Raw genomic sequence first — 20,054 nt, 5'->3', positions numbered from 1 at the left:
CGTCATCCTTAGCATTCGCGTAAATAAGTGAGTGAATCCCGGTAAGCCTGAGCGGGGTCCTCAGCGCGTACGCGGCACTCGTATACCACATAGCCCTGGTAATTATCCGCACGCAGCTGATTGAACAGGCTGGCAAAATCGAGGCTACCGCTTCCCGGCTGATAACGGTGATTATCGGCGATGTGCACATGGCCCAGCAGATCGCGGTGCTGATGCAGCGCCTCCGTCAGCGAATCTTCTTCAATGTTCATATGATAGAAATCGCCGATGATCTGCACGTGCTTGAGGCCGTTCTCTTCGATATAGCGTCGTGCGTCAGCCAGGGTGTTGATCATATGATCCTGATAGCGGTTCAGCGGCTCCAGGTAGACGGTGGTTCCGGTGCGCGCGGCCACCTCATCCAGCCAGCGCAGCGACGCACTCACCGCTTTGCGGTCGCCTTCCAGGCTGCGTGGAGAGGTCATCGGCGGCAAACGGAAGGTAAACATTCCCCAGGCTGCAGGCACGATAATGCCCTTGCCGCCCACTTCGGCCAGGGCTTCCAGAATGCGTTCAATCTGCGCTAAACCGTTCAGACGACGCTCTTCGATAAAGTCACCAATCCAGCCATCGTATCCGCCGCAGGCGGTCGTGACCGGCAGGCCGGTGGCCTTAATCGCCGCTTTCACCTCGGCGAGATTTTCCACCAGCAGCTTGCCGTCAATCTCATAGCCATCAAAACCCATCGCCTTGATGTACTCGAATTTTTCCAGGATGTTGGACGGGAAAAAGGCCTGATTTTGTGTTGCGATTTTCATGAGTTGCTTTCCTTAGCTTAAAAAGTGACGCCCATTTTGATGCTCAGTTCCGGATGCTGATCCACATATTTCATGTAGCTTTCAGCGCTGGTGGTGAAGGTCACGACCGGGTCGATCAGATCTTCACAATTCAGATAACCGTTCATCAGCAGTTCCCAGCAGGTCTCTTCGATACGCTTGCGGCTCCAGCGCGGGTAATCCGGGTTTGGCTCACTGCAGGCGCGAGAGAAGACAATCTTCGCGTTGTTGAAATGCGCTTCACGCCCCAGGTTAAAGCCTGCTGAGAACGGTTTAGCGAACGCAACGTAGGATATGGTGCCGCCGTAGGCGAGGCCGCGCAGCGCGGACTGCAGCGCATCGGCAAAGCCGCTGGTCTCGATGATCACGTCTGCGCCCTGCTTTCCGGTCAGCTTTTTAATTTCCAGACCAACGTCTGTGCCGATTGGGTTCAGGCAGTGGTCCGCACCGTGACGACGGGCGATCTCGCAGCGGTGTTCGATCGGATCAACGCCGATAACAACTGACGCGCCCGCTTTTTTCGCCAGCTGAATCGCAATCTGTCCAATGGCTCCCAGGCCGACCACGACAACAAAGTCGCCCACGCGGACGTTGGCATCACGCACGCCGCTCATGGCAAACTGTGCCGGATCGTAGCAAACGGCGTTCTTCCACGAGGCGCCCTGCGGCATTTTACGCAGCTTGTAGTTGTTGACGGCATTCACGATAACCGTCTCCTGCAGCGGACCGTAGCAGCAGACGCGATCGCCAGTCTGGTATTCCGTGACGTCCGCACCGCATTCAATAATGTCGCCAACAATCATGTTACCCAGCTGGAACTTACCGAACTCGATTCCGCGCGCTGCGCCCTCTTCACGCGGCGTGAACATCTGCCACTCCGCGTTGAACTCTTCATCGATAAACGGGCTTGCGGCGCGGAAATCGACCACTTCAGTGCCGTGCTTCGGGGCACCAAAGCGGGCACGAATTTTCACTTCATGTGCTTCCACAGTACGATCTTCATATTCCACAAGCGCCGCCACACGTGGCGCTGTCGCAACTAATTTTTTCATGATTGACTCCTTGTTAAAATTGGCCGCCTCAGCCCTTCACGCCACCGGCGGTCAAACCACTTTTAATAAAACGTTCGGACAGGGCGTACATAATGACCACCGGAAGTGCCGTCACCAGCGATGCCGCCATCATGCGACCCCAGATATAATCGGGTGTGCTAAAGAGCGTGTTCAGCCCGACCGGCAAGGTGAAGTTGCTGGCGCTGGACAGGAAAATGGACGCAAACAGATAGTCGTTCCACGCCACCATGAAGCAGTAGACAAACACCGATACGAGCCCGGATATCGCCAGCGGAACGGTAATACGGAAGATGATTTGCAGGCGGTTAAGGCCGTCCATCATTGCGGCTTCTTCTATTTCGTCCGGGATGGTGTCGAAGTAGCTGCGCAGCATGAACACCGCCGTCGGTAACGTCTGCGTCACCATGGTGATAATCAGCGCCAGTTCGGTGTCGTAGATCCCCAGCGCGGTGATGATTTTGAACAACGGCACCACCAGCAAGATGCCGGAGAACATGTAGACGGTGTAAAAACTCGCGTTGATCGTCGTGCGGCCCTTAAAGCGCAGCTTGGACAAGGCGTAAGCCCCCAGCGTACCGAGAAACACGGCAATCACCGATGAGATCAGCGACACCACCATGCTGTTTCGGAAGTAATCCACAAACGGGAAGATCAGCGGGTTAAAGATGTCGATGTAATGCTGCAGCGTCCACGCCTGCGGCAGAATGGTCGGATGGAGCGAGATCGCCTCTTTGGCGCTCTTGAATGACGTCATCAGCATCACGAAGAACGGGAAGAGCGTGATGATCAGAAATACCGCCAGCCCGAGATAAAAACCAATACGGCTCAGTACGCGTTTATTTGTTGCCATTGAGGTTCACCCTTTTTCTGGTCAGCAGAATCACAGCGAAGATGATCACGAACAGCACCACAGAAATGGCCGCTGCTTTACCCAAGTCGTTGAAAGCGAAAGCGGTTTTGTAAAGATAGACGCCCAGAATATCGACCTTCGTGGTCAGCAGGTAGACGTCAGCAAACATGTAGAACATCCAGATGGTGCGAAGCGTGACCACCGTGGCCAGCACCGGCATAATCGCGGGCAGCGTGACGATCCGAAAACGTTGCCAGGCATTCGCGCCGTCCATTTCCGCCGCTTCATACAGGGATTTATCAATGGTCTGTAAAATCGCCAGGAACGAGATAAACGCGTACGGGAAGTAACGCCAGATCGCGAACAGCACCACCAGTACGAAGCTGCTGTTCGGGTTGTCGAACCACAGCGGCGCCTGGTCATACAGATGCAACAGGTCTACGCCCAGATAGTTCACAATGCCGTAGCCGTTGTTGAACATGTATTTCCAGGCAAACACCAGCGAAATAGACGGCGTGACGTAGGATAAAATCACCAGTGAACGTGCCGTCTTACGCAGGCGAAACTCGCGATTAAAGAAGATGGCCACGGCCAGCCCCAGCACCGTGCTGCCAATCACCACCAGCGCGGTGTACCAGAAGGTCATCCACAGCGAGTGCCAGAAAGCGGCATCGCCGAGGATGCGAATGTAATTGTCCAGGCCGACAAACACGGCGCTAATGCGCGGATTGAGCGGCAAGCGTAAAAAACTGATTTCAATATTGGAAATCATTGGCCAGGCCACCAGGCCCCCCAGCAGAATCAGGCTGGGGGCCAACAGCAGCATGGCGAAAGGCATATCTGAACGACCAGAAAACAACGTCTTCATAATTTCCTTCCGCAGAGCGCTCCTATCGTTGTGTAATGAGATCAGTCAGTCGCTTCTGGCTGCTGCTTAACGTTGTGTTAAGGTCCTTCTGCCCCACCGTGACGTTATGCACCATGGAGCTGATAATGCCGGAGCCCGTCACGTCGCCCATGCGGGTGAAGTTTTTATCCCCAACCGCGCCAAACACCTGCACGTTCGGGAACTGTGCAATCAGCTCATAAGGCAACTGCCCAAACGCTTTAATCACGTCGTTGTTTTTCCAGGTATCCGTGCCCACCACCCCTTTGTTTACCGGCAGCGCCGCGCCCGGCGACATCATGACCCAGTCCGTCGCGTTTTGAGCCCGTTCCATCCAGGTAACAAACTTCTCGGCCGCTTTGGTCTCCTCTTCGGTTTGTCCGGTGGTGATCGTCAGCGAGGTGATCATGCCGTACACCGCCGATGAGTTTTCAGTCGGGACAACGAAGCCCAGGTTGGCAGGGTTTCCGTCCTTGTAGACGGCGGGCAGGATGTAGGTGGAGTAAACCGCCATCGGCGCAGAACCGTTCATGAAGGCGTCTTTGATCTCCATAACATCGTTCGAACCCGGCATGGTGTTCGCAGCCAGCGCTTTATAAAACGCCAGCGCTTTGGCCATTTCCGGGGTATCGATGTCGACATTCCCTTTTGCATCAAACACGTTCGCGCCACCGGAAAGGGCAAACTGAGAGAACGACTGTTCGGTCATCACGCTTTCCGCAGTCGGTAACGCAATGCCGTAATGTTTTTTAGCCGGGTCGTTCAGGCGCTGGCTGGCTTGCAGAAGCTGTTCCCAGTTATGCGGCTCCTCAATGCCCGCCGCGGCCAGCACATCTTTGTGGTACCACACGCCGGAGAGCCAGGCGCTGATCGGCACGCCCGTCCAGGCTGCGCCGTCTTCCGTGCGGACAACGCGCAAGATGCCATCATAGAAGGTGTTTTCCCCCACCGCCTTAATTGCTTCAGCGATTGCGTCACGATCCAGAAGCTGTTCTTTATCCATCACCTTTGCATAGTCATGGCTGACCTCAATCACTTCAGGCAGCGCGCCGGTTCGCGCCAGCGTAATCACCTTGGTGTTGTAGGCATCCTCTTCTACCGGTACCTGTTTTATCGTGATGCCCGGGTTCTCTTTCTCGAATTTATCGATCAGTTTCGTAATAACGGCCTGACGCTCCTGCTCTACCGACGAGTGCATAAACTCAATGGTGACAGAGGACGCTTTGTCATCCTTACAGCCTGATAACAGGGCGCACGAAACCAGTGCTGATATCAGCACAATTCTGGGTATTTTCATGTTTAAGGTCCTTTTTAGTTTTCTTTAATCCACAATACCTGCCATGGATTTAGGATCAGAGTCGTGTCGGTAATATCTTTTCCGCTAATCAATTCCCTTCCCGAGTGAATATCGGACTCAACCGTTTGAGAATTATCACTGAAATTAAACAACGCTGTTATTTTCTCACCACAATCCGCCACGCGGACAATTTTTAAAACATGCTTCCCTGACGCACTGAAATAAGCCTCACTGTCAGGATGGAATGCTTTTTCCGCCCGGCGCAATACGATTAACTGACTTAACGCACTGTAAACCTGATAACGGAGACTATTTTTATCTTCAAGCGCGCAATCAATTTGACCCGCGGCATATTTCTCACGATTTATCGCACGGTTATATCCAAGACGCTCTACGCCATCATAATCATTACGGGAGCCGAGAATACTTTGAATATAAACCGCAGGCACACCGGGGAAGCTTAACAGGACAGCATGGGCCAGAATAAACCGGGCAATGCGTTCGCTATCATGACTTTCTCGCGTACTTAAGGCATCAAGATAGGTCACGTTAATTTCATACGGGCTTCGTGTGCCATCCGGGTTATTTTTCCAGTTAACCAACGCACCTTCGGTCTGGAGCTTTTCTACAAGCGAAAGGATCTCCGACTCCGGTAAAATTCCGCGCAATGGGTTAAGACCAATGCCGTCATGCGAGGCCAGGAAGTTGAACCAGGTGGTTTTGGTGGAAGGCAACGCCAGCGACGCAGCCCACCGGCTCAGCGTGCTGACATCCTGGCTGTGCACCGCATGCAGCACCAGCGGAGGCAACGAGAACTGATAAACCATCTGCGCTTCATTTTCGCCGTTACCGAAGTAAGAGACGTTATCTTTATGCGGAACGTTCGTCTCGGTGATAATCACCGTGCCGGGGGCAACCGCCTCGGTAATGGCGCGGAAAAGCTGGATGAGCTGGTGGGTTTGCTCAAGGTGAATGCAGCTCGTTCCCGGTATTTTCCACATGAACCCTACGGCATCCAGTCGAATATACCGCGCCCCTTCAATAAGGTAATGCAGCAGCACGTCGACCATCGCAATCAGCACCTGCGGAGAGGCGAAGTTGAGATCGATCTGGTCTTCACTGAAGGTGGTCCACAGGTGTCGTACGCTGCCATCATGAAGTGTGAAAGGCGTAAGAAGCGGTAAGGCACGCGGACGCGTCACCGCGGTTAAATCTGTCTCAGGATCGACAGAAATGAAGAAATCATCATATCCCGGCATTTGCTTCAGATAATTAGCAAACCAGGCACTTTTGGCCGACATATGATTGCAGACGAAATCAAACATCAAACTGGTTGACTGTTTTAATTCAGCAACGTCTCGCCATGTTCCCGTTTCAGGCGCAACTTCATGATAATCAATAACAGAAAAGCCATCGTCCGAAGACCACGGATAAAAAGGCAAAAGATGGACATGAGAAAAAGAATGCGAAAGCCATTTGTTATAAAAACGTGTAAAAACAGGGAGTGCTTCCCCCCCTTTCGCGGAAAACTGATCGGCATAGGTTATCAGAACGATATCTTTTTCATCCCAGCCCATTTTACGCCTTTCCGTAATAACAGAGGCGGCCTTTTCAATATTTTCCAGCAGCATATGAAGATGTGCTTCAGAAAACGTTTTTCCATAAACAAGATTAATGAGTGCTTTAATTTTTTCGTTCACTTTATTTTCCATGGTAGCGGTCCCACGGAATGGCAATCTACTCCCATGAAAAATATCTGTCAACGGACCGGGCAGGAGAAAAATGCGATTGCAAAGCAGCTCAGCGCAATATTGTGAGCTGCCGCAAAGAAAGCAGGTGAAATGAGGAAGTGCGGGTCATCATCGCCAGCCCCTCTCCTGGAAGAGAAAGGGCTGCTGCGAGCGGAAACTACTGTGATAAGTAGCGGCGTGACAGCCGTTTCGCCACCTTTTGCAACAGCGGTTCGAGCGCCACGGCCAGTACCATTCTGACCGGCTTGCGGGCAACCGATTTAATCGCCCACCCCGCTACCCCAGCCGGACCGTAACGTAACGCGGTCATCAGGACCAGCTTACCTGCGATTTTCAGGCCGGGTTTTACCTTCTGACCGGCCTGTTGCCAGCGTTGTTTCATCTCATTTCTCTCTTAAAGCTGACGGAAACGACTTCTCAGCGTAAAGGTATCGGATGTGACATAACGTTCCATTTCCCGTAACCGCTTCTCACCGGCGGCGAGTTGCGCATCCACAGCATTGAGGAGATCGCTGCTGGTGGGAGCGCCTTCCGCCGCCAGTTCTCCTTCCGGCATCGGGTCAAGCACAAACGACAACACGATGTACGCAACCAGGGTAATAAATGCCAGACCGAAGAAGATCGACAGCACCGTCACCACGCGTACCAGCTTAACCGGGACGTCAAGATAGTGAGCCAGCCCGGCGCAGACGCCGCGCACCATGCCCTGCTGTGGAATTCGCCACAGCTTTTTGTTCAAATTCAGTCCAGACATTAACGGTCCCTCCAGTTTGGATGTTCAGCATCCAGGATGGCTTCCAGCGCCTGAATGCGTTCACGCATTTTGTTCGCCTCATCGGAGAGCTGTATCAGACGCTGTTGTTCACTCTGGGAAAGTTCGCCCCGTGAGGAACGGTTGCTGTAGTGCAGCCATAACCAAATCGGCAAAACGAACAGCACGAAAATCGTCAGGGGAATAGCCAGAAAAAGCGCGCTCATGTGTACTCCTTGTCTTACGATGCGGCACGTTCAGGTGCCGCAGGCATTATTATTGGTTGTCTTGCTTCATTTTGGCTTTCAGTGCCGCCAGCTGCTCGCTGATTTCATCATCGGCCTTGAGGTCAGCGAACTGTTGATCCAGGGACTTCTGCTTACCGATGCCGTGGCTTTCGGCTTCCGCTTCCATCTGGTCGATACGACGCTCAAACGATTCAAAACGGGCCATCGCTTCATCCAGCTTACCGCTGTCAAGCTGACGACGCACGTCGCGGGAGGAGCTTGCCGCCTGGTGACGCAGGGTCAGCGCCTGCTGACGCGCGCGGGTTTCGCTCAGCTTGTTTTCCAGCTCGCCAATCTCTTTCTTCATGCGGGTGAGCGTGTCATCCACCAGGGTCACTTCATGCTCGAGCGTCGCAACCAACTCTGCCAGCTTCTGTTTTTCGATCAGCGCCGCACGGGCCAGATCCTCTTTGTCTTTGCGCAGCGCGAGTTCTGCTTTTTCCTGCCATTCATTCAGCTGAGCGGTGGCCTGTTCAATACGACGCGTAAGCTGTTTTTTCTCAGCCAGCGCGCGGGCGGAGGTAGAGCGGACTTCAACCAGCGTGTCTTCCATTTCCTGAATCATCAGACGCACCAGCTTCTGCGGATCTTCCGCTTTCTCCAGCAGTGAGTTGATGTTGGCGTTCACGATGTCGGCAAAACGAGAAAAAATACCCATAATTGACTCCTCATAGTTCTGTTATCGGGCAATGCCCTGCTGTATGGATAATACAATTCCCGTGCCAATTTTTTATCTTATTGATTTAACGAGAACTGATTGATTTTTATGCAGCAAAGAACTATTCTTACCTGGTGAATATCGCTAAGGAGTGGTTAATTTCATCATGCCCGGATACAAAGACAATTTACTCGGCGAAGCAAACAGTTTTCTGGAAGTGCTGGAACAGGTGTCTCGCCTGGCGCCGCTCAATAAACCGGTGCTGATTATCGGCGAGCGCGGTACGGGTAAGGAACTCATCGCCAACCGTCTGCACTACTTATCCGGGCGCTGGGACGGCCCCTTCATTTCCCTTAACTGCGCGGCGCTGAATGAAAACCTGCTCGACACCGAGCTCTTCGGCCATGAAGCGGGCGCGTTTACCGGCGCCCAGAAACGCCATCCCGGACGCTTTGAGCGCGCCGACGGCGGTACGCTGTTTCTTGATGAGCTGGCCACCGCGCCCATGCTGGTGCAGGAGAAACTGCTGCGCGTGATTGAGTACGGCGAGCTGGAGCGCGTCGGCGGTAGCCAGCCGCTCCAGGTGAACGTGCGCCTGGTGTGCGCCACGAATGCCAACCTGCCGGAGAGGGTGGCAGAGGATAAATTCCGTGCCGACCTGCTCGACCGCCTGGCCTTTGACGTCGTGCAGCTTCCTCCGCTGCGCGAGCGAAGAAGCGACATTATGCTGCTGGCAGACCAGTTTGCGATTCAGATGTGCCGCGAGCTCGGACTGCCGCTGTTCCCCGGCTTCAGCGATTATGCACGGGAGACGCTGCTCGCGTACCACTGGCCGGGCAATATCCGCGAGCTGAAAAACGTCGTGGAGCGTTCCGTCTATCGCCACGGCAGCAGCGAGACGGAGCTGGACAACATCATTATCGATCCTTTTCAGCGCAGCGCCCCGCCCTTGCCCGCACCAGCATCTCCAGGCGACGCCCCTGCTCTTCCCCTTGATTTGCGCCAGTTCCAGCACGACCAGGAGAAACAGCTGCTGGAGCAAAGCCTGAAGATGGCGAAATACAACCAGAAACGGGCGGCTGAACTGCTGGGTTTGACCTACCATCAGTTAAGGGCATTGCTTAAAAAACATCAAATGCGCTAACAATATCAGCATTTAACAGCAGACATTTTACAAAACCAAGCTTGGATAACTGCTCCACTCCTTAGGACAACATACAATGCCATTCAATAATAAAAACATACTTATTACTTTCCTATCCCTCTGCTCATTTCAGACTTATGCCGCACAATGCACAGCGGAAACTTTCGCTAAAAACAAATTGAACAACCTCATCCTCCTGAACCAGCAGACAAGAACCGAAATCCCTAAGTCAGTCGAAATCACTGTTGATAGCCCTGATGGGTATATCCGCGCATCGGCTCAAAGCAACTTTGATCAATGCGGTGAACTCACTGGCAGCAGTGTTAAAGAGGTCAAAACCTCACCGGGACCGAAAAATGTTTTCACGACTACCAATGAAATTCAGTTAAACAGAACGGAATTTGGCTGGCGCATTCAGTTGGATGCGAACGGCGTAATAGTCGATAACAACAGTCAGAAGGCCACACAATTATATCGGCAGACGCTGGAGGGGATGTACCAGCTGAACAACAATGGACTTATCAGCCACGTGGTTAATCGTTCGATTATTGCGGCCACAAAACCAGGAGATAAAGATAAAACCACAGTGGGCGCAATAGACTACGTATTCAATTCATCAGGGTTGCTGGCAAGGGTGGTAAGCAAAGGAAGTTTGGCGATAGATAACTATACAACTGTATACAGCTATGATGACAATGATCGCCTGATCAAAACCGAGTCCCCCTCAACCATAGAAGAGTATACCTACGATAACGAGGGCCGTGATCTGTCCCTGAGCAAGACCCAGACGTATTTCACCATTGAAAAAAACCTGACAACGTGTGAGGAGTGGAACTCGCATGGAGAATGCACACGCGCCAATATGGATACCACGATTGTCCCAGCCGATCGGACGGGTAAACAGTATGTGGAAAAACATAAGGCCGTGATGACGACGAAATATGTATACTGGAACTGACCATTCAACCCGCCAAATAGGGTAGCCAAAATGGTATTGGAATCGAAATTGATGTTCGTGGTGTACCTGACTTCAGTAAATGTGGTGTGAGATGAAAATCATAATATTCGTTGTTTTACTTATTGCCAGTTTTATCCTCGTCCCGGACAGCTGGATTAATGATGTTTTCATGCAACATATCCAGATATCAGGCGATGGTGAAGAAGCCATGAATAACTATGATTTCACAGCAATTCTGATCAATTTTGGCCTATCTGCAATGATAGCGTTTGTACTGATGATGCTTATTAAAGTGCTGAAAAAATGAACCAGGGTGGCAGGTACGCACGTAACAACAAAGTGAGCATTTTTACTCTATGCTATTTAGACTGTTCGTATGCCATTGCCTTACCCGTACTTGATCTGCTCTCAGATCTGGTGATAAACGGCCGCATTTTACCGGCTATTTTTCTTCAGAAAGTATGATCCCAGATCTGATAGCGACAACATGTCTTCCTGTCATTCACGGCATACATTCACAAGCTTGATGCTATCCGCCGGAGCGAATCCTTCGTTTATAGCGAGTCAGATACGCCACGAAAATGCTAAGATAGTCCATGAGGTATATTCAAAGTGGATTGCAGGTATGAACGTGCATCGGGTTGTGACGCTGAGTGACCGACTGTAAACGTTACTGCCCCCATTATGCCCTCAGGCTTAAACGACACTGGATAATGTCGTTTAAAATTAGTAGGATAGCCACTTCATATTTAATACCTTAAAAATTATGCGTCTGGTTTTATCGTCCTTTTTTGCACTTGGTCTGTTTAGCAGCCAGGCCTTTGCCGCGCCCGGGCAAACGCCGCAGCCTGACATTCGTGACAGCGGCTTCGTCTATTGCGTAAGCGGCCAGGTGGATACCTTCAACCCGCAAAAAGCGGGCAGCGGCCTGATTGTGGATACCCTTGCCGCGCAGCTTTATGATCGTCTGCTTGATGTAGACCCGTACACTTACCGTCTTGTGCCCGAGCTTGCGGAAAGCTGGGAAGTGCTGGATAACGGCGCAACCTACCGTTTTCACCTGCGCGATGATGTCGCGTTTCAGCGTACGCCGTGGTTTACCCCCTCGCGCAAGCTGAATGCGGATGACGTGGTCTTCACCTTCCAGCGTATCTTCAACCGCAATCACCCGTGGCATAACGTTAACGGCAGCAATTTCCCCTATTTCGACAGCCTGCAGTTTGCCGACACCGTGAAAAGCGTGCGCAAGCTGGACAACCGCACTGTTGAGTTCACGCTGACGCGCCCGGATGCCTCATTCCTGTGGCACCTGGCAACCCACTATGCGTCCGTCATGTCGGCCGAATACGCGGCGAAGCTGACGAAAAAAGATCGTCAGGAACTGCTCGATCGTCAGCCGGTCGGCACCGGTCCGTTCCAGCTGGCCGAATACCGCGCCGGGCAATATATTCGTCTGCAGCGCCACGAGCATTTCTGGCGGGGTACGCCGCTGATGCCGCAGGTGGTGGTCGATCTGGGTTCCGGCGGGACGGGACGTCTGTCAAAACTGCTCACCGGGGAATGTGATGTGCTTGCCTGGCCTGCCGCCAGCCAGCTCACGATTTTGCGCGACGATCCGCGCCTGCGTCTGACGCTACGCCCGGGGATGAACATCGCGTATCTGGCCTTTAACACCGATAAGCCGCCGTTGAATAACCCTGCCGTTCGTCACGCCCTTGCGCTGGCCATCAACAACCAGCGCCTGATGCAGTCGATTTATTACGGTACGGCGGAAACCGCCGCCTCAATTTTACCGCGCGCCTCGTGGGCCTACGACGGTGAGGCTAAAATTACGGAATACAATCCGGCAAAAGCACGTGAACAGCTGAAAGCGCTGGGCGCAGAAAACCTCACGCTGCAGCTTTGGGTGCCGACCAGCTCCCAGGCGTGGAACCCGAGCCCGCTCAAGACCGCCGAACTGCTGCAGGCGGATATGGCGCAGGTGGGCGTAAAAGTGATCATCGTACCGGTAGAGGGCCGTTTCCAGGAGGCGCGCCTGATGGACATGAATCATGATTTAACCCTCACCGGCTGGGCCACCGACAGCAACGACCCGGACAGCTTCTTCCGGCCGCTGCTGAGCTGTGCGGCGATAAACTCGCAGACCAACTACGCCCACTGGTGTAACCGGGAGTTTGACGCCGTGCTGCAAAAAGCGCTGGCTTCCCAACAGCTGGCCTCGCGCATCGACGCCTATGATGAAGCGCAGAAGATCTTAGCCCAGGAACTCCCGGTGCTGCCGCTGGCCTCTTCCCTGCGCCTTCAGGCGTATCGCTATGATATTAAAGGCCTGGTGCTGAGCCCGTTTGGCAACGCCTCGTTCGCCGGCGTGTCGCGTGAAAAAGAACAAGAGGTGAAAAAACCATGATTATTTTTACCTTGCGCCGGCTCCTGTTGCTGCTGGTGACGCTCTTTTTCCTGAACTTTGTCGGCTTTAGCCTGAGCTATTTCACGCCCCACGCCCCGCTCCAGGGATCGTCGCTGTGGGATGCCTGGCTCTTCTGGTTTAACGGGCTGCTGCACTGGGATTTCGGCGTGTCCAGCATTAACGGGCAGCTGATTTCCGAGCAGTTGAAAGAGGTTTTCCCGGCCACGATGGAGCTGTGCATTCTGGCCTTCGGTTTTGCCCTGATGGTCGGGATCCCCGTGGGCATGCTGGCCGGGATATATCGCAACAAATGGCAGGATAAGTTTATCAGCGCCCTCGCCCTGCTTGGCTTCTCCATCCCGGTCTTCTGGCTGGCGCTGCTGCTGACGCTTTTCTTCTCGCTGACAATGGGCTGGCTACCGGTTTCGGGACGTTTTGACCTGCTCTATACGGTTAAATCGGTGACGGGCTTTGCCATTATCGACGCGTGGCTGTCCGATTCCGTGTGGCGGCATGAGATGATCGTCAGCGCCCTGCGCCATATGGTGCTGCCGGTACTGACGCTGGCGGTTGCGCCAACAACCGAAGTGATCCGCCTGATGCGCCTGAGCACCATTGAGGTGTTTGACCAGAACTATGTCAAAGCCGCCGCCACGCGCGGACTGTCGCGCCTGACCATCCTGCGCCGCAACGTCCTGCACAACGCCCTGCCGCCGGTTATTCCGCGTCTGGGATTACAGTTCTCCACCATGCTCACGCTGGCCATGATCACCGAGATGGTCTTTAGCTGGCCTGGCCTTGGGCGGTGGCTGATTAACGCTATCCGCCAGCAGGACTACGCCGCGATTTCCGCAGGGGTGATGGTGATTGGTTCGCTGGTGATTATTGTTAACGTGTTGTCCGATATTCTGGGTGCCATGGCCAACCCATTGAAGCATAAGGAATGGTATGCCCTACGATAACGTATACAGTGAAAAGCGCACGCCCGGTGTGCTGCGTACCGTGTGGCGTAAATTCTATGGTGATACCACGGCAATGATCGGCCTTTATGGCTGCGCCGGTCTGGTGTTGCTCTGTGTCTTTGGCTCCTGGTTTGCGCCGTACGGCATTGACCAGCAGTTCCTTGGCTATCAGCTGCTGCCGCCGTCCTGGTCGCGCTACGGAGAGGTCTCTTTCTTCCTGGGAACGGACGACCTCGGACGTGACGTGTTAAGCCGCCTGCTGAGCGGTGCGGCCCCGACGGTGGGCGGCGCGTTTGTGGTGACGCTCGCGGCCACGATCTGCGGGCTGGCGCTGGGTATTTTTGCGGGATCCACGCATGGCCTGCGCTCGGCGGTGCTTAACCACATTCTGGATACGCTGCTGTCGATTCCGTCACTGCTGCTGGCGATCGTTGTGGTTGCCTTTGCCGGTCCGCACCTGTCGCATGCCATGTTCGCCGTCTGGCTGGCTATCCTGCCCCGCATCGTGCGCTCGGTTTACAGCATGGTGCATGACGAGCTGGAAAAAGAGTATGTCGTCGCTGCGCGTCTGGACGGCGCGACCACCTTCAATATTCTGTGGTTTGCCGTGTTGCCTAACATCGCGTCCGGGCTGGTCACCGAGATCACCCGCGCCCTGTCGATGGCGATTCTGGACATCGCGGCGCTCGGCTTCCTCGACCTCGGCGCGCAGCTGCCGTCGCCTGAATGGGGCGCGATGCTCGGTGACGCGCTGGAGTTAATTTACGTGGCGCCGTGGACGGTTATGCTGCCGGGTGCGGCCATCATGGTGAGCGTGCTGCTGATCAACCTGCTGGGCGACGGTATTCGCCGTGCAATTAACGCGGGGGTGCAATAATGCCGCTTCTTGATATTCGCAACCTCACCATTGAATTCAAAACCGGTGAAGGCTGGGTTAAAGCCGTCGATCGCATCAGCATCACCCTCGCGGAGGGTGAAATTCGCGGGCTGGTGGGGGAATCCGGATCAGGCAAAAGCCTGATCGCCAAAGCCATCTGCGGCGTGGCGAAAGATAACTGGCGCGTCACCGCAGACCGTATGCGGTTTGATGATATCGACCTGCTGCGCCTCTCTCCCCGCGAGCGGCGTAAGCTGGTCGGGCACAACGTCTCCATGATTTTCCAGGAGCCGCAGTCCTGTCTCGACCCGTCCGAGCGCGTGGGCAAACAGCTGATGCAAAACATCCCCGGCTGGACCTATAAAGGCCGCTGGTGGCAACGCGTGGGCTGGCGCAAGCGTCGCGCCATTGAGCTTTTACACCGCGTCGGGATCAAAGATCACAAAGATGCGATGCGCAGCTTCCCGTACGAGCTGACCGACGGTGAATGTCAGAAAGTGATGATTGCCATCGCGCTGGCCAATCAGCCGCGTTTGCTGATTGCGGATGAACCGACGAACGCGATGGAGCCCACCACGCAGGCGCAAATTTTCCGCCTGCTGTCGCGTCTTAACCAGAACAACAACACCACCATTTTGCTGATCAGCCATGACCTGCAAATGCTCAGCAAATGGGCGGATAAAATTGATGTGATGTACTGCGGACAAACGGTCGAAACCGCGCCGAGTGAAGACCTGATCACCGCGCCGCACCACCCGTATACGCAGGCGCTAATCCGCGCTATTCCCGATTTTGGCAGCGCCATGCCGCATAAGAGCCGCCTGAATACCCTGCCCGGGGCGATTCCGCTGCTGGAATCGTTGCCGATAGGCTGTCGTCTGGGGCCGCGTTGCCCGTATGCGCAGCGTAAATGTATCGAGACGCCACGCCTGACCGGGGCCAAAAATCATCTTTACGCCTGTCATTTCCCGCTGAACATGGAGAGAGAGTGAAATGGTCGAAACCTTGCTGGAAGTCCGCAACCTGAGTAAGACCTTTCGCTACCGCACGGGGCTGTTTCATCGTCAAACTGTCGACGCGGTAAAACCGCTCAGCTTTACCCTGCGTGAAAAACAGACCCTGGCAATCATCGGCGAGAACGGTTCCGGGAAATCCACCCTGGCGAAAATGCTCGCCGGCATGGTTGAACCTACGGCTGGCGAAGTATTGATTGACGATCACCCTCTCACGTTCGGGGATTACTCTTTCCGCAGCCAGCGCATCCGCATGATCTTCCAGGATCCGTCGACCTCGCTCAACCCGCGCCAGCGCATTTCGCAGATCCTCGATTTTCCGCTGCGTCTGAACACCGACCTGGAGCCCGAGGCGCGCCGCAAGCGTATCTTCGAAACACTGCGCATGGTTGGGCTATTACCGGACCACGAAAGCTACTACCCGCACATGCTGGCTCCCGGCCAGAAACAGCGTCTGGGTCTGGCGCGTGCGTTGATTTTGCGCCCGAAAGTGATCATTGCTGACGAAGCGCTTGCCTCGCTGGATATGTCGATGCGTTCGCAGCTGATTAACCTGATGCTGGAACTGCAGGAAAAACAGGGCATCTCGTATATCTACGTCACCCAGCATCTGGGGATGATGAAGCACATCAGCGATCAGGTGATGGTTATGCACCAGGGTGAAGTGGTCGAACGCGGCAGCACGGCGGATGTGATGGCCTCCCCGCTTCACGAGCTGACAAAACGGCTGATAGCCGGGCATTTCGGTGAAGCATTGACGGCCGATGCGTGGCGCAAAGATCGGTAAACAAACGTTGCACCGCTTAATAAGGATTAAATAGCCTTAACACGCTGTTTAATCCTTAACTTTTTCATCTCCATAGCTGCTCCATATTCTCAGCAAAATACATCAACAGTTCTTCTCCAGAATATCCGGACATTACGGAGGAGAAGAAATGAACAACGCCACTTACGTTCTCAAATATACCGAGTACCTCATCAGAAAATGTCGTTCATTTTTAATGACGGACCTGTACTTTCATACTGTGAGGCTCAAGAAAACATCGGGGAAGCACCCTGACATTAAATCCCCCACGACGTTGAGTGAAAAAATATGTCATCGTCTGGTTTATGACCACAATAACGTCTATACCCTGCTTGCCGATAAACTCGCCGTTCGGGAATACGTAATCTCCAGAACAACGCGTGCGAAAACGGTGCCATTACTTGGCGTGTACAGCAAGGTGTCCCAGATTGATTTTTCGACGCTCCCTGAAAAATTTGTCCTTAAGTGCAACCATGACAGTGGCAGCACAATAATATGTACGAACAAAGCGCAATTTAACGCCAGGGAGGCGTGTAAAAAACTCAGTCTCGCGTTAAAGAAAAATATGTACTACACCACGCGCGAATGGCAGTACAAAAACATTACGCCAAAAATACTTTGCGAACCGTATGTCGATCTCTTCGATGATGCAGACAGGAACACAGCGCCCGAAATGCTAAGGATCCATTGCTTTCATGGCGTTGCCCACTATGTTGAAGCGGATTTTACGGATGACAGCGGCAAAGGTTTCATCAACGTTTACGACAGGTACTGGAACTTACAACCCTTTCAGATGGAATATCCGAATACACCGTTGGCGCCAGGCGAACCGGCCTTGTTCCGACAAGCGTTGCTGGCATCCCAGGAGCTGGCGGATGGCATTGACTACTGCCGCGTTGACCTCATGCTAAAAAAAGATGAAATCTATTTCAGTGAAATAACCTTAAGCCCGAGACGCGGTAAACTGTCGATTACCCCGCAGGAATGGGATGCTAAGCTAGGAAAAATATGGCATTTACCGCCGGCAGACACATTTGACCTGCCGCTGACGCTCACGAGTCGGGCCAGGTGAGTTTAAATATCGAATGGTTTTGCGTTGATAAGGTATAGGTAACATCGCCACCATGCGCCAGCATGATGGCTTTTACCACCGACAAGCCCAAACCACAGCCTTCAGGGTTCAACTGTCTGGCGCCGTTATCGCGCTGAAAGGGCTGAAACAGGAAGTCATGAAACTCCCTGGGAATACCCGGTCCCCCATCCTGAATCAGGATAAAATTGCCTTTATCCGAAACACCATTTTTAACCGTGAGCTTGCGCGAAGTTGAATAGTGTAAGGCATTGTCAAATAAAACGGTCAGACACTGATTGATGCGTAAGGGATCGAATACGCACTGCTGCTCCCTCAGTTCAGTATGGACGGTAAATGCCTTACGGTTGAACTCGGGCATGAAGGTATCGAGCGCGTCCTGTATTGTCCCTTTCAGATCCGTTCTGGCCTGGTATAACGTGTATCCTGCCCCGCCATCCGAACTGATAACCCGGAGATCTTCAATCAGACGGGTTAATCCTTCCGTCTGTTTAAGGAGGTTAGTAAACAGCACCGGATCCGGGGTAAACACCCCGTCAACCAGCCCCTGAAGCCTTCCGCGTAAAATGGTGACCGGGGTTCTCAGTTCATGCGCAATCGCAGCATTCCAGGATTTCCGCTGGATATCCAGCGTTTGCAGCTTTTCTGCCATTTCATTGAAATCCGTAACCAGGTGATTGATCTCTCCCAGCCGGGAACTGGCACAGAATGCCCTGGCGTCCAGATCGCCCTGAGAAATTTTTTTCAGGCTGGACGCGACCGCGTTTAGCGGGGTGAGTATTCGCGATGAAAGTTTGACCGTAAAGAATACGGCAATGATCAGGCTGATCGTTGTCGCGGTCCCAATCCATACCCAGTCCCACATCGTCATCTGCTCGTCATCGCCCGCAGCAGGGCCGCCGGGAAGATGATCCAGAATAAAGGAGTAAAAAAACCAGGAGCCCAGTATGGCGATGGCAATTATCGTAAACGTCAGCAACAGCATATACGTTAAGATCTGACGACTCAGGACAGACTCTTTATTCATTTCTTTTCCCCAAGCCGGTAACCCATGCCCCTGATGCTCTCGGGAACGCCATAAAGACCGGCCAGCTCCAGTTTTTTTCGCAGCTTGCTCATATGGCTGTCGACGGTTCTGTCGAGCGTATCGCCTTCCGGCAAACACGCGTTGAGCAACTCTTCACGGGAACAGACCTTGCGCGGATACCGCACCAGGTAAGAAAGCAACTTAAATTCGGTCGTCGTTAAGAGCGGGGAGATAACCTCGGGCCCCGCAGTAACCTCCACGTAGAAATCATCCGGATAGACCGTAATGAATGGCGTTCTGAGCGGCAGGGCGCCCGCCTGCTAAAGCGCAGGCTTTGTTCTACGCAGCACCGCCTCAACCCGCGCGACAACTTCCGAAGGGTTGAAGGGTTTGATGACGTAATCATCCGCGCCGAGCCTCAGACCCATAAGTTTATCGACGTCCTGATCGAGAGCGGAAACCATAATGACGGGGACGGCGCTTTCATGGCGAAGCGTGGTAAGCACGCTCCAGCCGTCACACACGGGCAGGTGAATGTCCAGCAAGATGAGATCCGGTTTATGGAGGCGATTGAGCGTTATCGCCTGCTCGCCCTGCCTGGCCCTGAGCGTTTTCATTCCCGAACGCTCTAAGTAGCTCATCAGTATATCGGCGATTTCGTCTTCATCTTCAACAACAAGGATCAGCGTATTTTTGTTCATATTATCTCCGCGGGTGAAATCCCTTTAAGCACGCTATCAGATATTTTGAGCACAATAAGACACAGCCTCCGGGAAAAAGTGCCGTAGTCACGAAAATTTCCCGGTTGATTTAAATGCCCGGTTATTTCTCCACACAGCCTACACATTCAGTCAATAAAGACTCGACAATGTCCGTTCAAAATCGCTAATGAGGCATAACGCGTTGTGCATTGCGGGCTGCAAATTACCACTGTTTCTTAAAGATTTTATGAAGTTGGCTGAAATAATGAACATGGAACTTTCTAAATATTTTTCTCCTAAAAAACTGGGTATATATTTCCTGTTTCTGCTGCTGTCGTGGGGATTACTTTATACCTGGCTGATGCTGGTACACAGAGTGGATGAGAAAGTCGCCTCGACGCTGCTCTCTTCACCTCTTATCTATGGCTGCATCGCATTGTCAGTGGTTTCTCTGGTCATACAAAATAAAGCCGGCGCGTTCATTGAGCTTCTTATCATCGCCTTCTGGCTGATGGTGATTTTTGTTTATCTCATTATTACGTTCACCGTGCTGTTAAACGCGATGCCCGATATTGAGGATCTGATCTTTTACTATGAATGTTATTTGATCATTTTTTTTGGTGGAGCACCGCTGTACCTCATTAAGAGAATGATCTGAGCCCTTGCTCCACACATCCTCCATAAACCGCCCACTTCCGCTAA

General features: G+C 53.2%; 21 protein-coding genes and 1 pseudogene. 10 read left to right on the top strand and 12 right to left on the bottom strand.

Annotated elements, in window-relative coordinates; translation table 11 throughout:
* Nucleotides 1–8 precede the first annotated feature (8 nt).
* The 10 genes from LLF79_RS05025 to pspA form a co-directional block, all read right to left on the bottom strand.
* On the bottom strand, nucleotides 9–797 hold the full coding sequence (locus LLF79_RS05025) for a sugar phosphate isomerase/epimerase (protein ID WP_021240278.1): 789 nt from the start codon (nucleotides 795–797) through the stop codon (nucleotides 9–11).
* A gap of 17 nt (nucleotides 798–814) precedes the next feature.
* Entirely contained in the window at nucleotides 815–1,867 is a 1,053-nt protein-coding gene (locus LLF79_RS05020) for a zinc-binding alcohol dehydrogenase (protein WP_227879169.1), read from the bottom strand.
* A gap of 28 nt (nucleotides 1,868–1,895) precedes the next feature.
* Nucleotides 1,896–2,738 carry a carbohydrate ABC transporter permease gene (locus tag LLF79_RS05015; RefSeq protein ID WP_227879168.1) on the bottom strand — a complete coding sequence of 281 codons (843 nt, stop codon included), beginning with the start codon at nucleotides 2,736–2,738 and terminating at the stop codon, nucleotides 1,896–1,898.
* Complete coding sequence (locus LLF79_RS05010) at nucleotides 2,725–3,606, bottom strand: carbohydrate ABC transporter permease (protein WP_008501242.1); 882 nt, start codon at nucleotides 3,604–3,606, stop codon at nucleotides 2,725–2,727. The genes LLF79_RS05015 and LLF79_RS05010 overlap by 14 nt, the downstream gene beginning before the upstream one ends.
* Before the next feature lie 22 nt (nucleotides 3,607–3,628).
* Nucleotides 3,629–4,921 (bottom strand): ABC transporter substrate-binding protein, encoded by a 1,293-nt coding sequence (locus LLF79_RS05005; protein ID WP_227879167.1) that lies wholly within the window; start codon nucleotides 4,919–4,921, stop codon nucleotides 3,629–3,631.
* A gap of 14 nt (nucleotides 4,922–4,935) precedes the next feature.
* Nucleotides 4,936–6,633 (bottom strand): sugar phosphorylase, encoded by a 1,698-nt coding sequence (locus tag LLF79_RS05000; RefSeq protein ID WP_255642574.1) that lies wholly within the window; start codon nucleotides 6,631–6,633, stop codon nucleotides 4,936–4,938.
* 196 nt (nucleotides 6,634–6,829) lie between these two features.
* On the bottom strand, nucleotides 6,830–7,054 hold the full coding sequence (pspD, locus tag LLF79_RS04995) for a phage shock protein PspD (RefSeq protein WP_227879166.1): 225 nt from the start codon (nucleotides 7,052–7,054) through the stop codon (nucleotides 6,830–6,832).
* A 12-nt stretch (nucleotides 7,055–7,066) separates the two neighbouring features.
* Complete coding sequence (gene pspC / locus LLF79_RS04990; protein ID WP_008501237.1) at nucleotides 7,067–7,426, bottom strand: envelope stress response membrane protein PspC; 360 nt, start codon at nucleotides 7,424–7,426, stop codon at nucleotides 7,067–7,069.
* A complete protein-coding gene (pspB, locus tag LLF79_RS04985; RefSeq protein ID WP_008501236.1) occupies nucleotides 7,426–7,650 on the bottom strand; it encodes an envelope stress response membrane protein PspB in 225 nt (74 codons plus the stop codon). The genes pspC and pspB overlap by 1 nt, the downstream gene beginning before the upstream one ends.
* 49 nt (nucleotides 7,651–7,699) lie before the next feature.
* Nucleotides 7,700–8,368, bottom strand: coding sequence for a phage shock protein PspA (gene pspA, locus LLF79_RS04980; RefSeq protein ID WP_021240283.1), 669 nt, complete (start codon nucleotides 8,366–8,368; stop codon nucleotides 7,700–7,702).
* A 166-nt stretch (nucleotides 8,369–8,534) separates the two neighbouring features.
* On the opposite strand from pspA, the gene pspF reads away from it, so the two are divergent.
* The 9 genes from pspF (at nucleotide 8,535) to LLF79_RS04935 (ending at nucleotide 17,606) form a co-directional block, all read left to right on the top strand.
* Nucleotides 8,535–9,512 (top strand): phage shock protein operon transcriptional activator, encoded by a 978-nt coding sequence (pspF, locus tag LLF79_RS04975; protein WP_070533063.1) that lies wholly within the window; start codon nucleotides 8,535–8,537, stop codon nucleotides 9,510–9,512.
* Nucleotides 9,513–9,588: 76 nt separating this feature from the next.
* On the top strand, nucleotides 9,589–10,470 hold the full coding sequence (locus LLF79_RS04970; protein ID WP_227879165.1) for a hypothetical protein: 882 nt from the start codon (nucleotides 9,589–9,591) through the stop codon (nucleotides 10,468–10,470).
* Between the two features lie 91 nt (nucleotides 10,471–10,561).
* Nucleotides 10,562–10,777 carry a hypothetical protein gene (locus LLF79_RS04965; RefSeq protein WP_139963448.1) on the top strand — a complete coding sequence of 72 codons (216 nt, stop codon included), beginning with the start codon at nucleotides 10,562–10,564 and terminating at the stop codon, nucleotides 10,775–10,777.
* Nucleotides 10,778–11,236: 459 nt separating this feature from the next.
* Nucleotides 11,237–12,877: an ABC transporter substrate-binding protein SapA gene (gene sapA, locus LLF79_RS04960; protein WP_008501231.1), complete on the top strand. Its 1,641-nt coding sequence runs from the start codon at nucleotides 11,237–11,239 to the stop codon at nucleotides 12,875–12,877.
* Entirely contained in the window at nucleotides 12,874–13,839 is a 966-nt protein-coding gene (gene sapB / locus LLF79_RS04955) for a putrescine export ABC transporter permease SapB (RefSeq protein ID WP_008501230.1), read from the top strand. The genes sapA and sapB overlap by 4 nt, the downstream gene beginning before the upstream one ends.
* Nucleotides 13,826–14,716 carry a putrescine export ABC transporter permease SapC gene (gene sapC, locus LLF79_RS04950; RefSeq protein ID WP_025913072.1) on the top strand — a complete coding sequence of 297 codons (891 nt, stop codon included), beginning with the start codon at nucleotides 13,826–13,828 and terminating at the stop codon, nucleotides 14,714–14,716. The genes sapB and sapC overlap by 14 nt, the downstream gene beginning before the upstream one ends.
* Entirely contained in the window at nucleotides 14,716–15,708 is a 993-nt protein-coding gene (gene sapD, locus LLF79_RS04945; RefSeq protein WP_008501228.1) for a putrescine export ABC transporter ATP-binding protein SapD, read from the top strand. The genes sapC and sapD overlap by 1 nt, the downstream gene beginning before the upstream one ends.
* 1 nt (nucleotide 15,709) lies before the next feature.
* Nucleotides 15,710–16,516 carry a putrescine export ABC transporter ATP-binding protein SapF gene (gene sapF, locus LLF79_RS04940; protein WP_008501227.1) on the top strand — a complete coding sequence of 269 codons (807 nt, stop codon included), beginning with the start codon at nucleotides 15,710–15,712 and terminating at the stop codon, nucleotides 16,514–16,516.
* Nucleotides 16,517–16,664: 148 nt separating this feature from the next.
* Nucleotides 16,665–17,606, top strand: coding sequence for an ATP-grasp fold amidoligase family protein (locus LLF79_RS04935; protein WP_227879164.1), 942 nt, complete (start codon nucleotides 16,665–16,667; stop codon nucleotides 17,604–17,606).
* On the opposite strand, the gene LLF79_RS04930 is transcribed toward LLF79_RS04935, so the two are convergent.
* Together LLF79_RS04930 and LLF79_RS04925 are read right to left on the bottom strand one after the other, a co-directional pair.
* Complete coding sequence (locus LLF79_RS04930) at nucleotides 17,587–18,651, bottom strand: ATP-binding protein (protein WP_021240288.1); 1,065 nt, start codon at nucleotides 18,649–18,651, stop codon at nucleotides 17,587–17,589. The two genes, LLF79_RS04935 and LLF79_RS04930, sit on opposite strands and share 20 nt — an antisense overlap.
* A pseudogene (locus LLF79_RS04925) lies at nucleotides 18,648–19,352 on the bottom strand (response regulator). The gene LLF79_RS04930 and the pseudogene LLF79_RS04925 overlap by 4 nt, the downstream one beginning before the upstream one ends.
* Before the next feature lie 271 nt (nucleotides 19,353–19,623).
* Between LLF79_RS04925 and LLF79_RS04920 the strand changes: the two are divergent.
* On the top strand, nucleotides 19,624–20,010 hold the full coding sequence (locus LLF79_RS04920; RefSeq protein ID WP_227879163.1) for a transporter: 387 nt from the start codon (nucleotides 19,624–19,626) through the stop codon (nucleotides 20,008–20,010).
* The last annotated feature ends 44 nt before the right edge of the window (nucleotides 20,011–20,054 follow it).

Source organism: Enterobacter cloacae complex sp. 2021EL-01169, from assembly GCF_020733125.1.
In the GTDB taxonomy this organism is placed as follows: domain Bacteria; phylum Pseudomonadota; class Gammaproteobacteria; order Enterobacterales; family Enterobacteriaceae; genus Enterobacter; species Enterobacter roggenkampii.
Note: the sequence above shows the minus strand (reverse complement) of the source record. Positions and strands in the feature narration are given on the sequence as shown.

Bases quoted from the DNA above. Each gene is read 5' to 3' on its own strand.
- LLF79_RS05025 (WP_021240278.1), bottom strand. From the start codon at position 797: ATGAAAATCGCAACACAAAATCAGGCCTTTTTCCCGTCCAACATCCTG.
- LLF79_RS05020 (WP_227879169.1), bottom strand. From the start codon at position 1,867: ATGAAAAAATTAGTTGCGACAGCGCCACGTGTGGCGGCGCTTGTGGAA.
- LLF79_RS05015 (WP_227879168.1), bottom strand. From the start codon at position 2,738: ATGGCAACAAATAAACGCGTACTGAGCCGTATTGGTTTTTATCTCGGG.
- LLF79_RS05010 (WP_008501242.1), bottom strand. From the start codon at position 3,606: ATGAAGACGTTGTTTTCTGGTCGTTCAGATATGCCTTTCGCCATGCTG.
- LLF79_RS05005 (WP_227879167.1), bottom strand. From the start codon at position 4,921: ATGAAAATACCCAGAATTGTGCTGATATCAGCACTGGTTTCGTGCGCC.
- LLF79_RS05000 (WP_255642574.1), bottom strand. From the start codon at position 6,633: ATGGAAAATAAAGTGAACGAAAAAATTAAAGCACTCATTAATCTTGTT.
- pspD (WP_227879166.1), bottom strand. From the start codon at position 7,054: ATGAAACAACGCTGGCAACAGGCCGGTCAGAAGGTAAAACCCGGCCTG.
- pspC (WP_008501237.1), bottom strand. From the start codon at position 7,426: ATGTCTGGACTGAATTTGAACAAAAAGCTGTGGCGAATTCCACAGCAG.
- pspB (WP_008501236.1), bottom strand. From the start codon at position 7,650: ATGAGCGCGCTTTTTCTGGCTATTCCCCTGACGATTTTCGTGCTGTTC.
- pspA (WP_021240283.1), bottom strand. From the start codon at position 8,368: ATGGGTATTTTTTCTCGTTTTGCCGACATCGTGAACGCCAACATCAAC.
- pspF (WP_070533063.1), top strand. From the start codon at position 8,535: ATGCCCGGATACAAAGACAATTTACTCGGCGAAGCAAACAGTTTTCTG.
- LLF79_RS04970 (WP_227879165.1), top strand. From the start codon at position 9,589: ATGCCATTCAATAATAAAAACATACTTATTACTTTCCTATCCCTCTGC.
- LLF79_RS04965 (WP_139963448.1), top strand. From the start codon at position 10,562: ATGAAAATCATAATATTCGTTGTTTTACTTATTGCCAGTTTTATCCTC.
- sapA (WP_008501231.1), top strand. From the start codon at position 11,237: ATGCGTCTGGTTTTATCGTCCTTTTTTGCACTTGGTCTGTTTAGCAGC.
- sapB (WP_008501230.1), top strand. From the start codon at position 12,874: ATGATTATTTTTACCTTGCGCCGGCTCCTGTTGCTGCTGGTGACGCTC.
- sapC (WP_025913072.1), top strand. From the start codon at position 13,826: ATGCCCTACGATAACGTATACAGTGAAAAGCGCACGCCCGGTGTGCTG.
- sapD (WP_008501228.1), top strand. From the start codon at position 14,716: ATGCCGCTTCTTGATATTCGCAACCTCACCATTGAATTCAAAACCGGT.
- sapF (WP_008501227.1), top strand. From the start codon at position 15,710: ATGGTCGAAACCTTGCTGGAAGTCCGCAACCTGAGTAAGACCTTTCGC.
- LLF79_RS04935 (WP_227879164.1), top strand. From the start codon at position 16,665: ATGAACAACGCCACTTACGTTCTCAAATATACCGAGTACCTCATCAGA.
- LLF79_RS04930 (WP_021240288.1), bottom strand. From the start codon at position 18,651: ATGAATAAAGAGTCTGTCCTGAGTCGTCAGATCTTAACGTATATGCTG.
- LLF79_RS04920 (WP_227879163.1), top strand. From the start codon at position 19,624: ATGGAACTTTCTAAATATTTTTCTCCTAAAAAACTGGGTATATATTTC.